This is a genomic window from Pseudomonas frederiksbergensis (assembly GCF_900105495.1).
GTDB classification, from domain to species: domain Bacteria; phylum Pseudomonadota; class Gammaproteobacteria; order Pseudomonadales; family Pseudomonadaceae; genus Aquipseudomonas; species Aquipseudomonas frederiksbergensis.
In genome coordinates this window covers 948,151-970,320 of the sequence record NZ_FNTF01000002.1, presented here as the reverse complement: position 1 = coordinate 970,320, position 22,170 = coordinate 948,151, and the positions used below count along the sequence as shown (strand labels likewise).

Below are 22,170 nucleotides of genomic sequence, written 5' to 3'. Positions count from 1 at the left end.
GTGCTCCCGAGTGCTAGCGCATAAACCGTAGGGGTAAACCCTGGCAGTTGTCATTAAGACGTTGGTCGTGCCAGGCAATTTGCCCCGACACGATCGTGGTGCTGACGCTGTGGCGAAAACGCTGTCGGGCAAAAGGTGTCCAGCCGCATTGAGACAGGATCGGCTGCTGGGAAACGGCGACGCCGCCGGGTTCGGGTTTGATCATAACGAGGTCAGCCCAATAGCCTTCGCGCAGATAACCGCGGTCGGGAATGGCGAACAGATCGGCAACCCGGTGACTGGTTTTTGCGACGAGCGTAGTGATCGGCACAATCGCATCCGCGACCAATTCCAGCAGTGCGGGCAGGGCGTGCTGCACCAATGGCAAACCGGAAGGCGCCTGGCTGTACGGCCTCTGTTTTTCAGCCCAGGTGTGAGGCGCGTGATCGCTGCCTATCACGTCGAGGCGATGGCTCAGCAGTGCTTCACGCAAGGCATCGCGGTCGGCCTGGGTTTTTATCGCCGGGTTGCACTTGATCAGGTTGCCGAGGCTCGGGTAATCCCGATCATCGAACAACAAATGGTGCAGACAGACTTCGGCGGTGATGCGTTTCTGGGCCAGCGGCTTGTCTTCAAACAACGCCAGTTCGCGGGCAGTGGTCAGGTGCAGAACGTGCAGTCGGGTGCCGTGACGCCTGGCCAGGTCTACCGCCATTGAGGAGGAGCGAAAGCAGGCCTCGGCGTTACGGATCAGCGGGTGGGCCGCCGCTGGAAGGTGTTCGCCGAACAAGTCACGCAGGTTCGCGGCATTGGCGTCGATGCTGGGCGTGTGTTCGCAGTGGGCCAACAAAAGGGTCGGCACCTCGGCGAATAGCCGCTCGAGAATCCTCGGGTCATCCACCAGCATATTGCCGGTGGAAGCACCCATGAACACTTTGACGCCGGCAACTTCACAGGGATTGAGACTGGCAACGGTGTCGAGATTGTCGTTGCTCACGCCGAAATGAAAGCCGTAATTGGCGACAGAGCTGATCGCCGCCCGATGCTTTTTGTCGGCCAATGCGCTGAGGGTCAGGGTCGCCGGATGGGTGTTGGGCATGTCCATGAAGCTGGTGATGCCACCGGCCACCGCAGCCCGCGATTCGCTGTAGAAGCTGCCCTTGTCTGGCGAGCCTGGATCGCGGAAGTGCACTTGGTCGTCGATCATTCCGGGCAGCAGCCATTCCCCTTGGGCATCGATTTCCACGTCGGCGTTTTCGCCGTGGATGCTGCTGGCGATCTTCACGATTCGCCCGTTGCTCACCAACAGATCACCGTCAAACTCCCGGCCTTCGTTCACCAGCCGGGCATTGCGAATCAGCACACTGCTCATGGTCAGAACTCGTTCTGCAGGGCTTTGTAGCCGCGCACCAGATCGACGTTGGTGCGCGCCACGTCCTCGGAAAACTCCGAGGCGCTGACGCTCACCGGTGGGAACTGCGACAGATCTGTCTTCGGGCCGATGCGGGTGGTGGAGGGCACATAGAAGTCTTCGGGCAGGTCGCGACCGTCGACCACCGAGTTGTGCCGCACCACGCAACCGTCACCCACTACGCAGTTGAACAGCACGCTGTTGAACCCGATAAACACCCGGTCGCCAACCTTGCACGGACCATGAACGATCGAGCGGTGGGCAATGGAACTGAATTCGCCGATGGTCACTGCCGCCCCGGACTTGGAGTGGATCACCACGCCATCCTGGATGTTCGAGTTGGCGCCGATGGTGATCGGCTCCATCTCGCCCGAGGCATCTACTTCGTCGGCCCGAATCACCGCGTAAGGGCCGACGAAGACGTTCTCACCGATTACCACTTTGCCGCAGATGATGGCGGTTTTATCCACGTAGGCAGATTCCGCGATCACCGGCAAATCACCGGAAGGGTTCTTGCGGATCATGGCTTGCTCAGCGCGTTGTACAGGATGTTGAGGTTGTACTCGAACAACCCGATGAAGGTGCTGGCCGGACCGGTCGCCGCGAGCGCATCGGAGTACAACGTGCCACCGATGTGCGCGCCGCTTTCATCGGCAATCTGCTTGAGCAGGCGGGCATCCTTGATGTTTTCCATGAACACCGCTTTGACCTTGGCCTGGCGAATCTGGGTGATCAGTGCAGCGACTTCGGCGGCTGACGGTTCACGTTCAGTGGACAGGCCTTGAGGCGCCATGAAGTCGATACCGTAAGCCTGACCGAGGTAACCGAAGGCGTCATGGGACGTCACGATTTTGCGATTGCCCGGTGGCAGCGAGCCGAGTTTGGCCTTGGCTTCGGCAAGCAGCGCGTAGACCTTTTTCAGGTAAGCCTGGCTGTTGCGTTCGTAGTCGGCTTTATTCGTCGGGTCGGCGGCGGTCAGCGCCTTGGTGATGTTGCCGATATACAGCTCAGCGTTCGCCAGATTGTGCCAGGCGTGCGGGTCGGGAATCGTCTCGCCATCTTCATCCAGGGCGCGCGGGATGACGCCGCGGCTCGCGCTGATCACTGGCGCTTGGGTCTCGGTGCTGGTCACCAGGCGGTCCAGCCATGGCTCGAAACCCAAGCCGTTTTTGATGATGAGTTTGGCTTTGAGCAACGCCTTGGCGTCGTCCGGTGTCGGCTCGTACGTGTGAGCATCGGCATCAGGGCCGACCATGTTGGTGATCTGGATATGGTCGCCGCCGACTTGGTGGGTCATGTCGGCGAGGATGCTGAAACTGGTGACTACCTGAAGTTTTTCCGCCGCAGACAACGACATCGACAGCAGCAAACTGAACAGCACGAGTAAAGCGCGCATCGGGTAACACCTCATTGGGATGTGAACAAAGGCGGGCGGCGCAGCAAACCGTGCACCGGTCCGAACACCACGGACAGCAGATACAAACCGCCAGCCACCAGCACGATCGCCGGGCCACTGGGGAGTGAGTAGTAGAACGACAGCAACAGTCCGAGCCACACCGAGAGGCAGCCGAGCAGGGCGGCGATGGCGATTAATGTCGGCAAGCGACGACTCCAGAAGCGCGACGCGGCGGCGGGCAACATCATCAAACCGACCACCATCAGCGCGCCGATGGCTTGAAAACCGATCACCAGGTTCAGCACCACCAGGGTCAGAAATACGCCATGAGCCAAGGGGCCGAGTCGGCTGACGGTTTGCAGAAAGAGTGGATCGAGGGTGTCCAGCAACAGCGGTTTATAGATGAAGGCCATGGCAATCAGGCTGAATGCCGAGACCCACACCATACCGGTCAACGTCGGGCCATCGACCGCCAGCGCCGACCCAAACAACAGGTGCAACAGGTCCAGACGTTTACCGGCGATGCCGAGGATCAGCACACCGCAGGCCAGGGAAATTGGGTAGATCGCGGCGAGGCTGGCGTCTTCTCGCAGGCCGGTTCGACGGGTGATCCAGGCAGCGAGTCCGGCCATGCCCAGACCGGCACCGAGCCCGCCGACGGTCAGCGCCGGCAAACTCAATCCGGCAAACCAGAAGCCCAATGCCGCCCCCGGCAAAATGCCGTGGGCCACCGCGTCGCCGATCAGACTCATGCGTCGCAGGATCAAAAACACGCCCAACGGTGCGGTGCTGCATGCCAGAACCAATCCGCCGAGAAGCGCTCGCCGCATGAACACGAACTCGTGGAACGGTTGCCAAAGATGAGCGGCTGCGAGCATCAGGCCACCCGCGTGTGGGGTTGTTGGTGGATCAGATCAACGCTCGATCCGAGGACGCAGCCGGTGCTTTTGATCAGCAACGTTTGAGGAATGTGTTGGCGAACGGCGGTCAGGTCATGGCACACGATCAACTGGGTTCGGCCTTCGGCATGCCAGGCGTGAATGTGTTTCCAGAGCAGTGCCTGACCGAGCTCGTCGAGGGCGGCGTGGGGTTCGTCGAGCAATAGCAATGGTGCGTCGGCGAGACTCAAACGGGCGAGCAGGGCACGTTGTAACTCACCGCCGGACAAGGCCATCAATGGGCGTTGTTCCAGTCCGCTCAGGCACCAGTTTTCCAGCACGGCTTTGAGGCGTTGTCTGCGTATCTCGGGAGACTGCGTGCTGCCCCAGAAACCAGCGGCCACAAGCTCTTGCAGGCTGATGGGGAATTGCCGGTCCAGGTGTTGTTGCTGGGGCAGGAACGAGAGGCTGCCCTTGCGTGGAACATCCAGGATGACTTTGCCGGTCAGCGGTTTTTGCAAGCCGGCGATGACTTTCAGCAGGCTGCTTTTACCCGAACCATTGGCACCGATGACCGCGGTCAGGCTTCCTTTGGCCAGTTCGAAATCCACGGGCGGAGTCAGTGGCTGGCCGGGTGCACCCCAACGCAAGGCTTGGCAATGAATCATGCGGCCTCCCAATTCCAGCGGCTTTCGGCGACCGCATCGTGGGCGTGGAGGCTTTCCGCGTGGACGACTCGTATGTGGAAGGCGTTGATGCCGGGGGCGCGTTTCAAGGCCAGGTTCAAACGTCGTGCGGCGTCTTCGCAGAACATCAGGTTCTGACCGTTGGCCAGCGCGAAGGCTTGTTCATCGGCGCGTTTTACAGCGGTTTGCACGGCGGTGCCGAGAGCCGCTTCGGCGTCGTTGATGATCGCGATCAGCGGCAAGTCATCCAGAAAATCGTCCAGTCGAAGCCGCAATCTCGCAGTGCTCCGTTGGCTGTGAGGCGTTGCGACGATGCCTTTTGTCGAGCCAAGCCAAGACAAAACATCGGCATGTTGCAGCGGCTTGTTGGCGAAGTCATCGACGAATTGCTGCTGAATCAGCTGCCGGGAAAGCGCGGCCGAACACGGACAAGTCGAGGAATAAGGCACGTCGATTTTTAGTTCCACGTGGAACATCGCGTTTTTCAAACGAGCTTTGATGCTCACTGGATAAGTTTTCCAGCCGGCCAATGGGCTGACCAGCGCTGGTCTTTTGAGCAGTAAATCAGTGTGGATTTTTATGTACGCGCTGTTGGAGAGTCCTTCATGAGTCTTGAGAAAACGCTGTAACACTTGCCGCAACAAAGCGGGTGTCAGGTTTTCTTGCTCGAGCATTTCCAGCGCCAAGTACAGCCGCGACATATGAATCCCGCGCGCCTCGCCATCGTCGAGGCTAACGCCGGCGTCAACCATTGCACTCAATCGTTGGCCATCGAACAAAACAGGAAGAGCAATGCCGCACATGCCTACCCAGTCGAGTGGCAGGGCTTGGCGTGATGCCTGCGCGGCAATATCCGGCAGAGTCAGCGCATTCATGAGCAGGTCCGTCGTGGAAGTTGATTCTCAATGTTATGTTATTACATTGAAATCGACCACGCCTTTTTTATGAACAGACTTTCATCATGTACAGGCCAGCGCGGAGTGAAACCTGAGTCATCTCCAACGCTCGCAACAATCAGAATGGGCTTGTGCATTGTGCTCTTTGTCATCGCAGGCAAGAGGAGAGTGGCTTGATTGTGTTGTTATACTATAACATCAGGTAAGCCCGACACTGCGACCGGGCATCTCTGTGAGGAATACCTGATGCCCAATCGTCTCCCCGTAACCGTCCTGTCGGGCTTTCTCGGCGCTGGCAAAAGCACGCTGCTCAACTACGTACTGCGTAATCGCGACAACCTGCGCGTCGCCGTGATCGTCAATGATATGAGCGAAATCAACATCGATGGCGGCGAGGTCCAGCGCGATGTCAGCCTGAATCGTGCCGAAGAAAAACTGGTGGAGATGAGCAATGGCTGCATCTGCTGCACCTTGCGCGAAGACTTGCTGGAGGAGGTGAGCAAACTCGCCAAAGAGGGTCGCTTTGATTATTTATTGATCGAGTCCACCGGCATTTCCGAGCCGCTGCCCGTGGCGGAAACCTTCACTTTCCGCGATGAAGAAGGGCAGAGCCTGGCCGACATCGCCCGGCTCGACACCATGGTCACCGTGGTCGATGGCATGAACTTCCTGCTCGACTATCAGGCCGCCGAAAGCCTCGCATCCCGTGGTGATACCTTGGGTGAAGAGGACGAACGCTCGATCACCGACCTGTTGATCGAGCAGATCGAATTCGCCGACGTGATTTTGATCAGCAAGATCGACTTGATCAGCAGCAGCGAACGCCAAGAGTTGATCGCGATCCTCGAACGGCTCAATGCCCAGGCCGAAATCATTCCGATGGTCATGGGTGAAGTGCCGCTGAAGAAAATCCTCAATACCGGTCGTTTCGACTTCGAAAAGGCCGCCCAGGCACCGGGCTGGCTTAAGGAGTTGCGTGGCGAACACGTGCCCGAAACCGAGGAATACGGCATCGCCTCGACAGCCTACCGAGCACGCCGACCGTTTCATCCGCAGCGCTTTTTCAGCTTCATCGACCGCCCGTGGGTGAACGGCAAACTGCTGCGCTCCAAGGGCTTCTTCTGGCTGGCCAGCAAGCACATGGACGCCGGTAGCTGGTCCCAGGCCGGCGGATTGATGCGCCATGGTTTCGCCGGGCGCTGGTGGCGTTTCGTGCCGAAAACCCAGTGGCCGCAGGACGAAGAAAGTACCGCCGGGATCATGGAAAACTGGACCGCAACCACTGGCGATTGCCGCCAGGAACTAGTGTTCATCGGCCAGAACATCGACTTCGCGCAACTCACCGACGAACTCGACAATTGCCTGCTGACCGACGATGAAATGGCGTTAGGCGTCGAGGGCTGGCGATTGCTGGCAGATCCATTTGGCCCGTGGCACGACGAGGAGGCAGCCTGATGTTGGCACCCAGTCTGAAGCTACGGCCGATCATTTATCAGGTTCAAGGTGAGACGCCCAAAGCGTTGACTCGAGTACTGGATGACGGCGTAAACCTAGCCGTTTGGCAGCGCCAACTGCCGGCGCACATCGCTGATTTCGGGAGTTTGCTGCTGTCCCTGAACGATCCGCTGGCCGAGTCGCTGGTCCTGGAACTGCCCAGCGATGACACCGAACCCAATCTTCACGGATTGGCCTCAGGTTTCAGCGATCTCGAAGGTTACGAAGGTTTCATCGCCGACATCTCCTGGCTGGTCAGTGCTTTCGCCTGTTTGCTGGGCGCCAAGCGTGTCGGCTTGCGCCTGCGGGTCCTGGACAAGGCCATGTGCCCGCGTTTCCACGTCGATCACGTGCCGGTGCGGCTGATCACCACGTATTGCGGGATCGGCAGCCAGTGGCTGAAGGAAGGTGCGATGGATCGCCGACAACTGGGCAAGCCCGAAGCCGAACCCCAGGACGGGCCGCTGATCGAGCAGATCGCCAGCGGCGAAGTTGCGTTGCTCAAAGGCGAGAAATGGCATGGCAACGAAGGCTTCGGCCTGATTCACCGCTCGCCACAGCTTGGGTCCGGTGAGCGGCGGCTGATCCTGACACTCGACTGGTTGAGCTAGCGGCTCACGGCTTGAGCCAGGTGCCCTGGCTCTGGGCTTCGCAAAACGGCTTCAAATACGCCGCATCCGTGGCTACGCCGTAATAGTGAATATCCTGCCGGTAAGGCATATTGGCGACTTGGGCGTTGCTGCACACGCCGAACGCACCGGTGGGGCATTGATCGACGTACTGCACCTCGACTTTCTGGCCAGGAAGGTTCGGCTGGCAGAAACCGTCGGCGAACAGTTTTTCCGGGATGTTGCGGTTTTGCTGGCAGACTTTCACGTCGAGTCGCGCAGCCGTGCTATGTACCACGCAAGCTTGGGCCAGCGCTTCACCTGAAGTGAGTGCCAGGAGCAACGACAATCCCATCAACCGCATCCTTACCTCCTCAGAAACTTTCGACCATGTTGCAGAACATTCCCACGCACGTCATTGCAGGCCCTTTGGGTGCCGGCAAGACCAGCCTGATCAAGCACCTGCTGGCGCAGCGGCCTGCGAATGAGCGCTGGGCGGTGCTGATCAACGAGTTCGGCCAGATCGGCCTCGACGCTGCGTTGTTGACCCGGGATGCCGATGGTATCGCACTGGGCGAAGTGGCCGGGGGCTGTTTGTGTTGCGTCAATGGTGCGCCATTTCAGATCGGCCTCGGGCGTTTGCTGCGCAAGGCGCGGCCGGATCGGCTGTTTATCGAGCCCTCTGGGCTTGGGCATCCGGCGCAATTGCTCAGGCAATTGAGTGAGGCGCCGTGGCAAGGTGTATTGGCTGTACAACCCTGCGTACTGGTGCTGGACGCCCTGGCGCTTGCCGCCGGTAAACCGCTGCCGGTGGCGCAACAGGAAGCACTGAGCAGCGCCGGTCTGTTGCTGATGAATAAAGCCGAAAATCTAGACGACGCCGATCGCCAGCGAATCGCTGCACGGTTGCCGGCACGCCCGTTGTACTGGACGCAGCAAGCCGCGTTGCCATTGAGTGAGTTACCTGGGCTTGGGGTTCAGGCTGTAGCGGGTGTGGATAACTTCGTTGCGCCCAAAGGATTGGCGCAGCTGCCGGCCATCTGGACCGAACTTGCGCTGCCAATTTGCTTGAGCCAGGAGCAGGAGGGCGGCTGGAGCGTGGGGTGGCGCTGGCATCCGAGTCAGACTTTCGATGCGACGCTCGTTGGTCGTTGGCTTGAAAGCCTTGCCTGGCGGCGGGCGAAGCTGGTTATCCACAGCGTCAACGGTTGGGTTTCGGTAAATGCGCTGGAAAATTCGATGCTGGATTGGCAGCCCAGCGAATGGCGGCGTGATTCGCGTATCGAGCTGATTTTCAGTGAGCCGCAGGATGTTGATTCATTGCAAAGTAATCTAGCCGACTGCCGGTCGAGCAAGACGTGAATCAAGGACGCCATTTAGTGTGTTCTTGCCGCCACTGGCTCATCTCGATCACCTCGGCGCGCGGTTTCACGACATCGTCTACCGCAGGCGTGTCGTCGAACGGCATCGGGTAGGGCGCCAGCTCAATCTGCGCACTGTGGGCACCGAACTGGGTGATGGTGCCGTTGTGACGGCTTTCTCCGGTGACGGTGAACTCGAAGTTATACACACGGGCGAGGCGCCGCCGGCCGTTGGCGTCTTTAATGAACGCAATCTTCTTCAAGGCCACATTGCCGTCCAGCAGCTCGATTCCGAGCTTGGTGCAATGCAGCTTGACCCGCTCCAGCGCGCGCTCGCGCAAGCCGTGGTTATGCCATAACCACGCGCCACCGGTGGCAAGCAGCATCAGGACGAAGATATTTCCAAGGGTCAGCATCAACACGTTGCTCCAACAAGATGGTGTCAGCTTAACTGCGTCGCCGGTCTGTCGTACAGGCTGCGTTTAGTCGCATACTGCGCGGCTTGAATTTCAATCGTTTGACGGAAAACCCACCGCATGAAACGTACGCCTCATCTGCTCGCCATCCAGTCCCACGTGGTGTTCGGCCACGCTGGCAACAGCGCCGCGGTTTTTCCGATGCAGCGGGTCGGGGTGAATGTCTGGCCGCTCAATACCGTGCAGTTCTCCAACCACACCCAGTACGGCCAATGGACCGGTGAAGTGCTGGCGCCGCATCAGATTCCCGACCTGGTCGAAGGCATCGCGGCGATTGGCGAGCTGGGCAACTGCGACGCCGTGTTGTCCGGCTATCTCGGCAGTGCTGCTCAGGGCCGGGCGATCCTGACGGGAGTGGCGCGGATCAAGTCGATGAATCCCAAGGCGCTGTATCTGTGTGACCCGGTGATGGGCCATCCGGAGAAGGGGTGCAGCGTGCCCGCCGAAGTCAGCGATTTTCTGCTGGAGGAAGCGGCTGCCGTGGCGGACTTCATGTGTCCGAACCAGCTGGAACTGGACAGCTTTTCGGGGCGCAAGCCGCAATCATTGTTTGATTGCCTGGCCATGGCGCGAGCGTTGCTGGCGCGTGGTCCGAAGGCTGTGCTGGTCAAGCATCTGGACTATCCCGGAAAACCGGCGGATGTTTTCGAGATGTTGTTGGTGACCGCCGAAGACAGCTGGCACTTGCGCCGTCCGCTGCTGGCGTTCCCGCGTCAGCCGGTGGGCGTCGGCGACCTGACCTCCGGACTGTTTCTGGCTCGCGTACTGTTGGGCGATAGCCTGGTGGCGGCTTTCGAATTCGCCGCGTCGGCGGTACATGAAGTGCTGCTGGAAACCCAGGCTTGCTCCAGCTATGAGCTGGAACTGGTACGGGCTCAGGACCGGATTGCCCATCCGCGGGTGCGGTTTGAAGCGACAGCGATAAGCCTTTAAAAGCTTCGCGGGCAAGCCTCGCGCCTACAGGTACGGTGAGAAATCTGTAGGAGCGAGGCTTGCCCGCGATGCGATCTAACGACCAAACATGTCAGGCGTCGCCCTTGATGTCCTGATAGCGCTTTTCCAGCTCCTGACGAATCTGCCGACGTTGCTGGGCCTGCATGAAGCGGCGTTTGTCTTCGCTGTTCTGCGGTTGCAGTGGCGGGACAGCAGCCGGTTTGCGGTCGTCATCCACGGCGACCATGGTGAAGAAGCAGCTGTTGGTGTGGCGCACCGAGCGCTCGCGGATGTTCTCGGTCACCACCTTGATGCCCACCTCCATGGAGGTGTTGCCGGTGTAGTTCACCGAGGCCAGAAAGGTCACCAGTTCGCCGACATGGATCGGCTCGCGGAAAATCACCTGGTCCACCGACAGTGTCACCACGTAGCGGCCGGCATAACGGCTGGCGCACGCGTAAGCCACTTCGTCGAGGTATTTGAGCAAGGTACCGCCGTGGACATTGCCAGAGAAGTTGGCCATGTCGGGGGTCATCAATACCGTCATCGACAGTTGTGCGTTTCCGGGTTCCATAGCGTTCTCACGGTTCAAGGCAGAATTTCGGGAGGGCGGCACCTCTGCGGGAGCCTTGTCAGCTTTTCAAACCAACCGTTATCGGGACGCCGGGCGGGTGGCTGCCGTCACGCCCGGATCGATCTGTTTCCATATATTGCGCCGCCTTTGTGCCAGAAGTCGCGGTGTTACCCTTCAAAAGCCCTTTCTCAAGGGTAATTTCCCACGCGGAAAGTGGTTTTTTTACCTTGCCCGAACAGACCTTTCCCACGTCTGTCGATTGAGCAATGTCAGCCAAGGAGCCCCACACCATGCACGCCATCAGTTTCATTCAAGACCTGGCAGTGATTATGTTGATCGCGGGTGTGGTGACCGTGCTGTTTCATCGCTTCAAACAACCGGTGGTGCTCGGCTACATCGTCGCCGGCTTCATCATCGGCCCGCACACTCCTCCGTTCAGCCTGATCCACGACGAAGACACCATCAAAACCCTCGCCGAACTCGGGGTGATTTTCCTGATGTTCTGTCTGGGCCTGGAGTTCAGCCTGCGCAAGTTGTTCAAGGTCGGCGCCACAGCATTCATTGCGGCGTTCCTGGAAATCGTACTGATGATCTGGATCGGCTACGAGATCGGTCGCTGGTTCGACTGGAACACCATGGACTCGCTGTTCCTCGGCGCGATCCTGGCGATTTCCTCAACCACCATCATCGTCAAGGCCCTCAACGATCTGAAGATGAAGAACGAGCGCTTCGCACAGCTGATTTTCGGCGTACTGATCGTTGAAGACATCCTTGGCATCGGCATCATCGCCTTGCTGTCGAGCATCGCGGTCAGCGGCACGGTCAGTTCCGGCGAAGTGTTTTCAACGGTCGGCAAGCTCTCGCTGTTCATGGTTGTCGCACTGGTCATCGGCATTCTGCTGGTGCCGCGATTGCTGGCTTACGTGGCGAAGTTCGACAGTAATGAAATGCTGCTGATCACGGTGTTAGGCCTGTGTTTCGGCTTCTGTTTGCTGGTGGTCAAACTTGAATACAGCATGGTGCTAGGCGCCTTCCTGATTGGCGCGATCATGGCTGAATCCCGGCAATTGCTGAAAATCGAGCGTTTGATCGAACCCGTTCGCGACCTGTTCAGTGCGATCTTTTTTGTCGCCATTGGGTTGATGCTCGATCCGATGATCCTGCTGCAATACGCGTGGCCGATTGCGGTGATCACCGTGGCCGTGGTGCTGGGCAAGATGTTTTCTTGTGGCCTTGGTGCCTTTATCGCTGGCAATGATGGACGCACCTCACTTCGAGTCGGGATGGGGCTTTCGCAGATTGGCGAATTTTCTTTCATCATCGCGGCGTTGGGCATGACGTTGCAGGTCACCAGCAACTTCCTTTACCCGGTCGCCGTTGCCGTCTCTGTGATCACCACATTGCTGACGCCTTACTTGATCCGCGCGGCTGATCCGCTGTCGATCAAGCTTGCCGCGGTGATGCCGAAGCGACTGGGCAGGGTATTGGGGATGTACGGCGAATGGCTGCGCAGCATCCAGCCCCAGGGCGAGGGCGCGCTGCTGGCGTCGATGATTCGGCGGATTCTGTTGCAGGTGGGCGTCAATCTGGCGCTGGTGATTGCGATCTTCTTCTCGGGTGCTTTTTTCGCCGAGCGCATGTCCGCTTACCTGCAAGACTGGATCAGCGACCCGAGCTGGCAGAAAGCGTTGATTTGGGGCGGGGCGTTGCTGTTGTCGCTGCCGTTCCTGATCGCCGCCTATCGCAAGCTCAAGGCGCTCTCGATGCTGTTGGCGGAGATGGGCGTGAAGCCGGAGATGGCCGGCCGCCATACGCAGCGTGTGCGTCGGGTGATCGCCGAAGTGATCCCGATCCTCTCGCTGCTGGTGATTTTTCTGCTGCTGGCAGCCTTGTCGGCCAGTATTCTGCCGACCAACAAGTTGCTGGTCCTGATCGTCGTCGTCGCGGCCGCTGTGGCGGCGCTGCTCTGGCGCTGGTTCATCCGCGTGCACACGCGGATGCAGGTGGCGTTGCTCGACACACTGGACAACCACAAGGATTCGTCCGGGCATTAACCCTGTAGCGCGTCAGGCGTCTCAGCTTTCCAGCCAGACGTCCCGCGCCCAGTGCCATACCGATTCCCAGGTTTCTTCGGCGATCAGCTCTTCTTCGGCCAACCACAGCACCACGGTGCCGTCTTCTTCGACCAGGTAGTAGTTGTCACCGTCCTGGCAGATCGGAATCATGCTGCGATCAACACCCGCATCCCAGGCATTGGCGGCAACGTCCGGCAGGTAGGTGTGGGATTGCGGGTCGGTAACGGTCACCGGCTCCAGGCTGCCGTAGACGACGTCGCTGACGGTCAGCAAAAACTCCCTGAAGACAAACGGAATGTCGATGAACAGCTGTTCTTCGATTTCCACCAGTTGATCTTCGTCGGGTAACTCCAAGGGGACCGGTACCGGTTCGTTGGCTTCACGCAGTTGTTCGATGATTTCTTCCACGTCCGGGATCCTCTTGCTTGATGGCGCGGTTTAGTTGGGGCGGTTTATACAGTAGCTCGCTATAGATGCAACCGCGAAATAGAAAACCCCAGCCGAGGCTGGGGTTTTTATTACAACATGCTTAACGCGGGAGGGGATCAGCCGTTCTGGCGGATACCGGCGACCAGCCAAGGCTGGTTCTCGCCCTGCGGACGTTCCATGTTCCAGCTTTCGCTGAACACTTCGCCCTGGTCGAAACGCGAGGTCTTCGACACACCGGTGAAGGTCAGGGTGGCGATGGTCTTGTCGGCCCGATCATCCACGCCGTCCAGTTGAACATTGAGGTTATCAATGTAGGTGGACTGGAAACCGTCGCCCAGATCGGCACGTTCGCGCTTGAGGAACTCCAGCAGTTGCGGAGTCACGAACTCGGCGATCTTGTCCATTTCGTTAGCGTCCCAGTGCTGCTGCAGGGACTGGAAGTGGTTGCGGGCCGCTTCAATGAAGTTGTTCTCATTGAACCAGGCCGGAGCATTGATTACCGGACGAGCGGCAACCGGTGCTGCCGAGCCGCCGAAGATCGAGCCCATGGCCGTTGGTTTCTGCTCGAACACTTCACGCTGCATCGGGGCGCCAGCTGGAGCCATGTGCTCCTGCTGCTTGCGACGCCGAGCGGCGATGAAACGGAAGACCAGGAAGGCGATGACCGCCATGATCAGGATGTCGAAGATCTGCATGCCCTGGAAGCCATCGCCCATGAACATGGAGGCCAGCAGGCCACCGGCCGCGATGCCGGCCAGAGGGCCGAGCCAGCGCGAAGCGCCGCCGGCCTTGGCGGCAGCGCCCGCGGCACCGGCCGCGCCCGCAGTGGCGGCAGCACCACCTGCGGCAGAAGAAGGAGCCATTTGGCTGGTCTGGTGAGTCGGCGCAGCGCCGGAGCTCTTGCCGCCACCAAAGCGCTTGGCGGCATTGGCGTCGAGGCTCATCGTCAGGCCAATGCACAACGCCATGGCGATGCTAAGAAAACGTTTCATAAAGGGAATTCCCATTTGTGGAAGGCACGCGCGCCATGTTGCACAGCTGGAGTGTTACTGGCTAGCGGCAGAGTGTTTCGGGCTTTTGCCTGACAGGTTGTGTTCAGCTTCAGTCAGCGCAATAAGACCTGTTAGTTTTGGTCTGTAGGACGAGTGGATTAGTTCTGTAGGAAAAGCGACAAGCGCCGCTGCACGATCAAACTGTGGGAGCGAGCCTGCTCGCGAATAGTTGCAGCGCGGAATAGCAGAAACACCGCGTCATCGTTCATCGCGAGCAGGCTCGCTCCCACAGAAATGTCCCTGACGGTCGCTTTTAGATCGCTTCCAGCTTCGCGTAACCCAGCATCAGCCACTTGCTGCCTTCGCTGAAGTTCACCTGCACCCGAGCCTGGGCCCCGGCGCCTTCGAAGTTCAGGATCACACCGTCGCCAAACACCGAATGCCGTACGGTCTGGCCGAGGCTGAACCCGGTGTCCGGGATCTCGCTACCGCCAAACAGGCTGCTGGAGCTCTGCTGCTGGCCGCCGCCGAACGGACGGCTGACACTGTTGGACAGCCGCACTTCCTGGATCAGGCCTTTCGGCACTTCACGTACGAAACGCGACACCTTGTTGTAAGTCTCGCTGCCGTACAGGCGTCGGGTTTCCGCATAGGTCATCACCAGGTTCTGCATGGCCCGGGTGATTCCGACGTAGGCCAAACGGCGCTCCTCTTCAAGACGACCCGGTTCTTCAAGGCTCATCTTGTGCGGGAACAGGCCTTCTTCCATGCCCACCAGGAACACGTAAGGGAATTCCAGGCCCTTGGCACTGTGCAAGGTCATCAGCTGAATGCTGTCTTCATGCTCGTCTGCCTGAGTATCTCCGGCCTCCAGTGACGCGTGACCGAGGAACGCCGCCAGTGGCGACAGGTCTTCGTCTTCTTCAGCATTTTCGAAGTTGCGCGCGGCGCTGACCAGTTCCTCAAGGTTTTCTACCCGTGCCTGGCCTTTCTCGCCTTTTTCCGCTTCGTGATAGGCGATCAGCCCGGACTGCTCGATGACAGTCTGGGTCATCAGATGCAGCGGCATATCCATGCACTTGGCGGCGAGGTTCTCGATCAACTCGATGAATGCGCCCAGCGCGCCGGCCGCACGGCCGGTCAGGCCTTTGTTAGCCACCAGCAGGCGCATGGCTTCCCACATCGACACATCGCTGTGGCGGGCATGGTCGCGGATCGCTTCAACGGTTTTCTCGCCGATACCGCGGGCGGGAACGTTGATCACCCGCTCCAGCGCTGCATCGTTGCCGCGACCTTCCAGCAAGCGCAGGTAGGCCATGGCGTTTTTGATTTCTGCCCGCTCGAAGAAGCGCTGGCCGCCATAAATGCGGTACGGAATACGCTCGCGTAGCAAGGCTTCTTCCAAAACGCGTGATTGGGCGTTGGAGCGGTACAAAATCGCGATATCGCTGCGGGCCAAGCCGGTTTTCAGCGCGCTTTCGATGGTTTCCACCACGTAGCGTGCTTCATCGTGTTCGTTGAACGCGGCGTATAGATTGATCGCTTCGCCTTCGCCGCCGTCGGTCCACAGCTCTTTGCCCATCCGTCCCGTGTTGTTGGCGATCAGGGCGTTGGCAGCCTTGAGAATCCCGGCAGTGGAGCGGTAGTTCTGCTCTAGACGAATGGTTTCGGCATCCGGGAAGTCGTCGGAATACTGATAAATGTTTTCGATTTTCGCGCCGCGCCAGCCGTAGATCGACTGATCGTCGTCGCCGACCACCATCAGGCTGTCGCCGCCCTTGGCCAGCAGCCGCAACCAGGCGTATTGCACGGCGTTGGTGTCCTGGAACTCGTCCACCAGAATGTGCCGGAAGCGCTTTTGGTAATGGGCCAGCAAGCCCGGATGATCGCGCCACAGATCGAGGGCGCGCAGCAGCAGTTCGGAGAAGTCGATCACGCCAGCGCGCAGGCACGCGGCCTCGTAGGCTTCATAAATGCTGCGCATGGTCGCCAGGAACAGGTCGCCGCTGGCTTGAATATGTTGCGGGCGCAGACCTTCGTCTTTCTGCCCGTTGATGAACCACTGGGCCTGACGGGCCGGCCAGCGCTGCTCGTCCAGGCCCAGCTCGCGGATCACCCGCTTGACCAGTCGTTGCTGGTCGTCGCTGTCGAGAATCTGAAACGTCTGGCTCAGGCCGGCTTCCTGCCAGTGCGCCCGCAACAAGCGGTGCGCCAGGCCGTGGAAGGTGCCGACCCACATGCCGGCCGGGTTGATACCCATCAGTTGCTCGATGCGGTGACGCATCTCCGCAGCGGCCTTATTGGTGAAGGTCACCGACAGGATTGAGTGGGGGGAGGCGTTTTCGACCTGGATCAACCAGGCGATACGGTGCACCAGCACTCGGGTTTTACCGGAACCAGCACCGGCCAGGACCAACTGACGACCCACGCGGGCAGCTACGGCCTGGCGTTGGGCATCGTTGAGGGAGTTCAGCAGAAGGGAGAGATCATCGCGCATCGGGGCATTCTAGGGGGCGGCGTCACACCGGGCAAACCCTGCATTGTTTTAGCCGATGAAAGATAAGTGCTGGACGACCGGTCAGTCACTGGCTGCAAGCGTTGGCGGGGCTCGCTTGGCTGCTTTTACACGGGGTCAGGCCGTCGATACTTTGGTCTATTTATGATCCGGGGCGGTTTGGCCGGGGCATTTGCTTGTGTATGCTCCGTCGACGTTTCGGGCTCATGCTCATCATTATAAGAACAAGAACATTGCCTATGACCCTCAGCACCGACCTGTCGGGCCCCGTTGTGGAACCCCGGGTTATCCGCAAACAGTACGCCATGGAAATGGCGGTCGAACGCACGCGTCTGCTTTATCAGGGCTCGTTGCTGCCCACGTTATTCATGTTGATCAACGGTCTGGTCTGCGCTGGCTTGCTTTGGAGCCCGCAGCGCTACTTCCTGGTCAGCGTCTGGCTGGTGTGGCTGTTGTCGCTGGTGGCGCTGCGGGTGATTCAGGTCGCGGCCTTCGATTCGGCGATACCCAACCGTCAGGCCCATCCGATCTGGCGCCGCATGTTTTTGCTGGGTTCGGCCATGACCGGCCTGACCCTGGCCGGCGCCGGCATTGCGCTGGTGCCCGTCGATAACTTCATGCAACAAGCCTGGGTGTTCGGCCTGATCGGCGCCGCCGCCCTTTCGGCCAGCGTTGCCTATGCCGTCAGTCTGCCGGCGTTCCTGTCCTTTACCTTGCCTTGTCTGTTGCCGGCCATTGGCTATCTGTTCTGGGGCGGCGATGAACAAAGTCAGGGCTGGGGCTGGTTTGGTCTGATTTTGCTCGGCGCGTTGAGTGTGGTCGCCTGGCAGGTCAATCGGCTCATCAATAACGGTCTATTACGGCGCTTCCAGAATCAGGCGCTGATCGAACACTTGCAGCAGGCTCAAAACTGCAGCGACCAGCTCAATCAAAAGCTGGCCAAGGAAATCGACCAGCGTCGTCGTGCCGAAGACGAGTTGCGGCAAATTCAGATCGAGCTGGAAAGCCGCGTCGCCCAGCGCAGCCTGGAACTGGATGCCGCCAACCAGGCCCTGAGCAAGAGTGAAGCGCGTCTCGCCCTGGCGTTGAAGGCCAGTGAATTGGGCTTGTGGGACTGGAACCTGCAAACCGACGAAGTTCATCACACCCAGCTTCAGGAGCTGTTTGGCCTGGAACCGGAACTCGTGACGGCAATGCTTCGCCACCTCAAGCCGCGGCTGCACCCCGATGACTTGCCGTCGCTCAAGCGCGCGCTGGTCGAGCATTTGAAAGGCCGCAGCGACGACTATCAGATTGAGTACCGCGTCCGCCACGGCGATGGCCATTGGGTCTGGATCGAGGACCGAGGTCGGGCGGTTGAGCGCGGCGAAAATGGCCGGGTGATCCGCATGGTCGGTACCCGTCGCGACATCAGCGTCAGCAAGGCTCTGGAAGAGCAACAACAACTGGCCGCAACGGTGTTCGAAGCCGCCAGTGAAGGCATCGTGATTTTCGATCCGAATTACGCGTTGATCGCGGTCAATCAGGCCTTCAGCCGGGTCACCGGCTATGACACTGACGACATGATCGGACGCAACGTGGTCGAGTTGCCGTGCAGCCGCGATGCTCGCCGACACTACGCTGCGATTCGTCAGGCGCTGGAGCAGCACGGCAGTTGGCAGGGCGAGTTGGTCGAAACCCGCAAGAATGGCGAGTTGTATCCGCAATGGTTGCAACTGAACGCGGTGCGCGATGCTCGGGGAAATGTAAGCCATATCGTAGGCTTCTTCGCCGATCTATCGGCCCGGCGCGAATCCGAGGAGCGCATGCGTTACCTGGCGCATTACGATGAATTGACGGGGCTGGCTAACCGTTCACTGTTCCGCGAGCGGCTAAACGAGGCTCATCAGCGGGTGCGCCAGGGCGGTTACCGCAGTCTGGCGTTGCTGCACATCAATCTGGACCGTTTCAAGCTGCTCAACGACAGCCTTGGCCATGAAATCGCCGACCAGCTCTTGCAGAAAATGGCCCGGCGGTTGGTCAATGCATTGCCTGAGGCAGACACCATCGCTCGCTTGTCCGGCGATGAGTTTGCCGTTTTGTTCAATGCCTACGGCAACCTGTCTAGCCTGGCGCGGGTGGCGACCCGACTGTCGTCCAAGCTGCGTTTGCCGATCACTGTCGAGGGCCATGAACTGGTGGTTAGCGCGTCCATGGGCATCAGTCTGTTGCCGGACAACGCGCGAGAAATCTCCGCGCTGGTTCATCAGTCCAACATGGCGATGCAGCATGCCAAGCACTTGGGCGGAAATAACTTCCAGTTTTACACCGACAGCCTGCAAGCCAGCACGCTGGAGCGTTTGCAGCTGGAAAACCAGCTGCGTAAGGCCATCGAAGAGAAGCAGTTGAAGGTGTTTTACCAACCGAAGCTGTGCCTCGCCACGGGGCGGTTGAATGCCGCCGAAGCGCTGGTGCGCTGGGATCATCCAACGATGGGCCGTGTGCCGCCAGGGGATTTTATTGGCCTGGCCGAGGAAACCGGGTTGATCGGCCCGATCGGCGAGTTCGTGTTGCGTCAGGCCTGCTGGCAAGCCTGCGAGTGGCAGCGTCAGGGGCTTGCGCCGATTCGGGTGTCGGTGAATCTGTCGGTGCATCAATTGCGTCAGGGCAAGTTGGTCAGCCTGGTGCGTCAGGTGCTGGAGGAAACCGGTCTGGCGCCGCACTACCTCGAACTGGAACTCACCGAAAGCCAGTTGCTGGACAGCGTCGAGCACATCATCGCGACCTTCCAGCAATTGCGTGATTTGGGGGTCAAGTTGGCGATTGATGACTTTGGCACCGGGTATTCGTCCCTGAGTTACCTCAAGCGCATCCCTGTGGATTACGTGAAGATCGATCAGGCATTTATCCGCGGTCTGGGGGAGGGTAGCGAGGATGCGGCGATCACCCGGGCAATCATTGCCATGGCGCACGGCTTGTCGCTCAAAGTGGTGGCCGAGGGTGTGGAGCGGGCAGAACAGTTGGAGTTTTTGAAAGCCGAGCACTGCGATGAAGTGCAGGGCTATTTGATTAGTCGCCCGGTCGAGGCCGATGGCCTGGCGGCGCTGTTGCGTGCGGACGCGAAACCCTTGTAAGGGCTACATGGAGCGCATGTGGCGTGAAATGGGGACATCGAGTTACGCATTGAGCAGGCAAAAAGCCGATTCATGTAGTATAACTACAAGCGTGCTACATCCCCGGCACCTGCCAATAACAAAGAGTCCAGCCCTTTGAATCTGCTGCAACACATCGCCCAGTCACGCCACCTCTTACGCAAGTCGGAGCTCAAGGTCGCCGACCACGTGCTGCTTGATCCTGCGGCGGTGATGCACAGCTCCATGGCCGACCTGGCCCACAACGTGGGCATCAGCGAGCCGACCATCGTGCGCTTCTGTCGCGCCATCGGTTGCTCCGGTTTCCAGGACTTGAAGCTGAAACTGGCACAGAGCCTGGCTGCCGGCGCGAGCTTCGGTCAGTTCGCGATTCATGAAGACGACTCGGTCGCTGACTACAGCCTGAAAATCTTCGACACCACCCTGCACACGCTGATGGAGGTTCGCGAGAAGCTTGATCCGGTGGAGTTGCAGCGTGCCGTGTCGTTGATGTCGCAGGCCCAGCGGGTCGAGTTCTATGGCTTTGGCGCGTCGGGCGCAGTGGCGGCCGATGCCCAGCATAAGTTCTTCCGTTTGCTGCTGACGGCGGCGGCGTATTCCGACCCGCACATGCAAGCGATGTCGGCGGTCACGTTGAAACCGACCGACGTGGCGATCTGTATTTCCCAGTCCGGGCGTTCCAAAGATTTGTTGATCACCGCCAATCTGGTGCGCGAAAGCGGCGCTTCGCTGATTACCTTGTGCCCGAGCCAGACACCGCTGGCCGAACTGTCGACCGTCAACCTGGCGATCGATGTGCACGAAGACACCGAGATCTATACGCCGCTGACCTCGCGCATTGCCCACCTGGTGGTGATCGACGTATTGGCAATGGGCGTGGCCATGGCGCGCGGGCCGAGCCTGGTCAATCACCTCAAGAGCGTCAAGCGCAGCCTGCGCAGTTTGCGGCTTTCGCCTAAATCGGTAAAAGCGCTGGACGACTGATTCTTCTGGAATTGTGGTGAGGGGCTTGCCCCCGTTGGGTCGCGCAGCGGCCCCAAAATCTTTGCGACTGCTGCGCAGCCGAACGGGGGCAAGCCCCCTCGCCACAGAACAACGTTCATCTCCCTGTAACCCGCCCGCCGCCAAACCGTCATCCCTCGCGCCTATCTTGAAACTCCCGTAAACGCCTTGGGAGACTCGAAATGGCCCAGCCCTACGAAGAACGCAACAGCGCCGTCAGAACCCGTCGTCAGCAGGAAGACCAGCGCCGCATGGAATTTCGCCGCGCTATCGAAGATCGCTGCGAACGTCGCCAACTGCTGGCCGAGATCGGTGATTTCCCTGAGCTGGAAGTCAACTACTGGCAGGCGGCACCGGCAGCTTCCCGTCGAAGCGCTCAACCAGCGCGCTGATCTGCACCCGCTCACTGCGAATAAACGCAAGGAATGCGTGCGCCACTGGTGACAGCCGTTTTGCCTTGGCTTGCACCAGGCACCAGCTGCGGTACAACGGCAGCTCTTCGACTGGCAGCTCGACCAACCCGCCGGTCGCCAACTCAAGGTTCAGGGCGTGACGCGTCAACAGCGCCACGCCCAGACCCGCCACCACACATTCACGCTGAGCCTCGGCTGACGAGACTTCCTGGGTCTGGTTGAAGTGCACGCGCTTCTCTTTGAAGTATTCTTCGCACGCCAGCCGCGTCCCGGAGCCGGATTCGCGCATCAGCAGTGTGTAGGGTTCAAGATCCTGCAAGCGCAGCGGGCCCATGTGGCACAGCGGATGATCCGGTGGCGCCACGGCAACGATCGGGTTGTTGAGGAATGGCAAGAACTCCAGCCCCATGTCCTGCGGCACCATGGACATGATCACCAGGTCGTCGCGGTTGTCCGACAGGCGTCGAATGACCTGTCCGCGATTGACCACCGTCAGTTGCAGGTTCACTTCCGGATGCTGGCGCTTGAACGCGGCAAACAGATGCGGCACGAAATACTTGGCGCTGGATTCCACCGCCAGCTTCAGCTGTCCTTGCAGCGATCCCTGCATGTCTGAAAGCTGCATATCGAGGTTTTCCAGCCGCCCGAAAATATCCCGGCTGGCGCGTTGGAGGGCTTCGGCTGCCTCGGTCATGTAGAGCTTTTTGCCGACATAATCGAACAAAGGCTGACCAATCAGCTCTTCAAGTTGACGAATCTGTAGGCTCACGGCAGGTTGTGTAAGAGACATTTCATCGGCTGCTCGGCTGTAGGACCGCAAATCACAGACTTCATTGAAGATCTGTAATTGACGCAATGTCATACGCATCAATGACTTACGCATTTTTTTGGCTCCCTCGACGCAGGCTGATGGCTCAACTA

22 protein-coding genes are annotated in these 22,170 nt (G+C 59.5%); 8 read left to right on the top strand and 14 right to left on the bottom strand.

Annotated features, from left to right (window positions below; all coding sequences use genetic code 11):
* Positions 1–13: 13 nt before the first annotated feature.
* Genes BLW70_RS05085 through folE2 form a run of 6 tightly spaced genes read right to left on the bottom strand, consistent with a single transcriptional unit; the run spans position 14 to position 5,225 of the window.
* Complete coding sequence (locus BLW70_RS05085) at positions 14–1,351, bottom strand: dihydroorotase (protein WP_074872167.1); 1,338 nt, start codon at positions 1,349–1,351, stop codon at positions 14–16.
* A 2-nt stretch (positions 1,352–1,353) separates the two neighbouring features.
* On the bottom strand, positions 1,354–1,914 hold the full coding sequence (locus tag BLW70_RS05080) for a gamma carbonic anhydrase family protein (RefSeq protein ID WP_046044954.1): 561 nt from the start codon (positions 1,912–1,914) through the stop codon (positions 1,354–1,356).
* Positions 1,911–2,786: a metal ABC transporter substrate-binding protein gene (locus BLW70_RS05075; RefSeq protein ID WP_074872165.1), complete on the bottom strand. Its 876-nt coding sequence runs from the start codon at positions 2,784–2,786 to the stop codon at positions 1,911–1,913. The genes BLW70_RS05080 and BLW70_RS05075 overlap by 4 nt, the downstream gene beginning before the upstream one ends.
* A gap of 11 nt (positions 2,787–2,797) precedes the next feature.
* Complete coding sequence (locus BLW70_RS05070; protein ID WP_074872163.1) at positions 2,798–3,664, bottom strand: metal ABC transporter permease; 867 nt, start codon at positions 3,662–3,664, stop codon at positions 2,798–2,800.
* Complete coding sequence (locus BLW70_RS05065; RefSeq protein ID WP_074872161.1) at positions 3,664–4,332, bottom strand: metal ABC transporter ATP-binding protein; 669 nt, start codon at positions 4,330–4,332, stop codon at positions 3,664–3,666. Before BLW70_RS05065 ends, BLW70_RS05070 begins: the two co-directional genes overlap by 1 nt.
* On the bottom strand, positions 4,329–5,225 hold the full coding sequence (gene folE2 / locus BLW70_RS05060; protein WP_074872159.1) for a GTP cyclohydrolase FolE2: 897 nt from the start codon (positions 5,223–5,225) through the stop codon (positions 4,329–4,331). Before folE2 ends, BLW70_RS05065 begins: the two co-directional genes overlap by 4 nt.
* 267 nt (positions 5,226–5,492) lie before the next feature.
* On the opposite strand from folE2, the gene zigA reads away from it, so the two are divergent.
* Both zigA and BLW70_RS05050 read left to right on the top strand, forming a co-directional pair.
* A complete protein-coding gene (gene zigA, locus BLW70_RS05055) occupies positions 5,493–6,701 on the top strand; it encodes a zinc metallochaperone GTPase ZigA (protein ID WP_074872157.1) in 1,209 nt (402 codons plus the stop codon).
* Positions 6,701–7,351: a DUF1826 domain-containing protein gene (locus BLW70_RS05050; RefSeq protein ID WP_074872156.1), complete on the top strand. Its 651-nt coding sequence runs from the start codon at positions 6,701–6,703 to the stop codon at positions 7,349–7,351. The genes zigA and BLW70_RS05050 overlap by 1 nt, the downstream gene beginning before the upstream one ends.
* Positions 7,352–7,355: 4 nt before the next feature.
* Here the strand turns inward: BLW70_RS05050 and BLW70_RS05045 are convergent, their stop codons facing one another.
* Positions 7,356–7,712: a hypothetical protein gene (locus tag BLW70_RS05045; protein WP_008156668.1), complete on the bottom strand. Its 357-nt coding sequence runs from the start codon at positions 7,710–7,712 to the stop codon at positions 7,356–7,358.
* Positions 7,713–7,738: 26 nt separating this feature from the next.
* On the opposite strand from BLW70_RS05045, the gene BLW70_RS05040 reads away from it, so the two are divergent.
* Complete coding sequence (locus tag BLW70_RS05040) at positions 7,739–8,710, top strand: CobW family GTP-binding protein (RefSeq protein ID WP_074872154.1); 972 nt, start codon at positions 7,739–7,741, stop codon at positions 8,708–8,710.
* A gap of 1 nt (position 8,711) precedes the next feature.
* On the opposite strand, the gene BLW70_RS05035 is transcribed toward BLW70_RS05040, so the two are convergent.
* Positions 8,712–9,125 carry a DUF3301 domain-containing protein gene (locus BLW70_RS05035; RefSeq protein WP_074872152.1) on the bottom strand — a complete coding sequence of 138 codons (414 nt, stop codon included), beginning with the start codon at positions 9,123–9,125 and terminating at the stop codon, positions 8,712–8,714.
* A gap of 120 nt (positions 9,126–9,245) precedes the next feature.
* On the opposite strand from BLW70_RS05035, the gene pdxY reads away from it, so the two are divergent.
* Positions 9,246–10,118 carry a pyridoxal kinase PdxY gene (gene pdxY / locus BLW70_RS05030; RefSeq protein WP_074872150.1) on the top strand — a complete coding sequence of 291 codons (873 nt, stop codon included), beginning with the start codon at positions 9,246–9,248 and terminating at the stop codon, positions 10,116–10,118.
* Positions 10,119–10,209: 91 nt separating this feature from the next.
* Here pdxY and BLW70_RS05025 read toward each other — a convergent pair whose 3' ends face one another.
* Together BLW70_RS05025 and BLW70_RS05020 are read right to left on the bottom strand one after the other, a co-directional pair.
* Positions 10,210–10,692 (bottom strand): acyl-CoA thioesterase, encoded by a 483-nt coding sequence (locus BLW70_RS05025; protein WP_074872148.1) that lies wholly within the window; start codon positions 10,690–10,692, stop codon positions 10,210–10,212.
* 58 nt (positions 10,693–10,750) lie between these two features.
* Complete coding sequence (locus BLW70_RS05020) at positions 10,751–10,969, bottom strand: hypothetical protein (protein ID WP_139273359.1); 219 nt, start codon at positions 10,967–10,969, stop codon at positions 10,751–10,753.
* Between the two features lie 13 nt (positions 10,970–10,982).
* Here BLW70_RS05020 and BLW70_RS05015 point away from each other — a divergent pair, with 13 nt between their 5' ends.
* Positions 10,983–12,746 (top strand): cation:proton antiporter, encoded by a 1,764-nt coding sequence (locus BLW70_RS05015; protein ID WP_074872144.1) that lies wholly within the window; start codon positions 10,983–10,985, stop codon positions 12,744–12,746.
* Between the two features lie 21 nt (positions 12,747–12,767).
* On the opposite strand, the gene BLW70_RS05010 is transcribed toward BLW70_RS05015, so the two are convergent.
* The 3 genes from BLW70_RS05010 to uvrD all read right to left on the bottom strand — a co-directional run bounded on the left by BLW70_RS05010 (position 12,768) and on the right by uvrD (position 16,685).
* Positions 12,768–13,175 (bottom strand): SMI1/KNR4 family protein, encoded by a 408-nt coding sequence (locus tag BLW70_RS05010; protein ID WP_008156656.1) that lies wholly within the window; start codon positions 13,173–13,175, stop codon positions 12,768–12,770.
* 137 nt (positions 13,176–13,312) lie between these two features.
* Positions 13,313–14,188 carry a Tim44 domain-containing protein gene (locus tag BLW70_RS05005; RefSeq protein WP_074872143.1) on the bottom strand — a complete coding sequence of 292 codons (876 nt, stop codon included), beginning with the start codon at positions 14,186–14,188 and terminating at the stop codon, positions 13,313–13,315.
* Between the two features lie 313 nt (positions 14,189–14,501).
* Positions 14,502–16,685, bottom strand: a complete 2,184-nt coding sequence (gene uvrD, locus BLW70_RS05000; protein WP_074872141.1) for a DNA helicase II — start codon at positions 16,683–16,685, stop codon at positions 14,502–14,504.
* Positions 16,686–16,942: 257 nt separating this feature from the next.
* Between uvrD and BLW70_RS04995 the strand changes: the two genes are divergently transcribed.
* The 3 genes from BLW70_RS04995 (at position 16,943) to BLW70_RS04985 (ending at position 21,228) form a co-directional block, all read left to right on the top strand.
* Entirely contained in the window at positions 16,943–19,816 is a 2,874-nt protein-coding gene (locus BLW70_RS04995) for an EAL domain-containing protein (RefSeq protein ID WP_074872139.1), read from the top strand.
* A gap of 135 nt (positions 19,817–19,951) precedes the next feature.
* Entirely contained in the window at positions 19,952–20,818 is an 867-nt protein-coding gene (gene hexR / locus BLW70_RS04990; RefSeq protein ID WP_008156648.1) for a transcriptional regulator HexR, read from the top strand.
* Positions 20,819–21,018: 200 nt separating this feature from the next.
* Positions 21,019–21,228, top strand: coding sequence for a PA3496 family putative envelope integrity protein (locus tag BLW70_RS04985; RefSeq protein ID WP_074872137.1), 210 nt, complete (start codon positions 21,019–21,021; stop codon positions 21,226–21,228).
* Here the strand turns inward: BLW70_RS04985 and BLW70_RS04980 are convergent.
* Positions 21,170–22,132, bottom strand: a complete 963-nt coding sequence (locus tag BLW70_RS04980; RefSeq protein WP_074872135.1) for a LysR family transcriptional regulator — start codon at positions 22,130–22,132, stop codon at positions 21,170–21,172. The two genes, BLW70_RS04985 and BLW70_RS04980, sit on opposite strands and share 59 nt — an antisense overlap.
* Between the last annotated feature and the right edge of the window lie 38 nt (positions 22,133–22,170).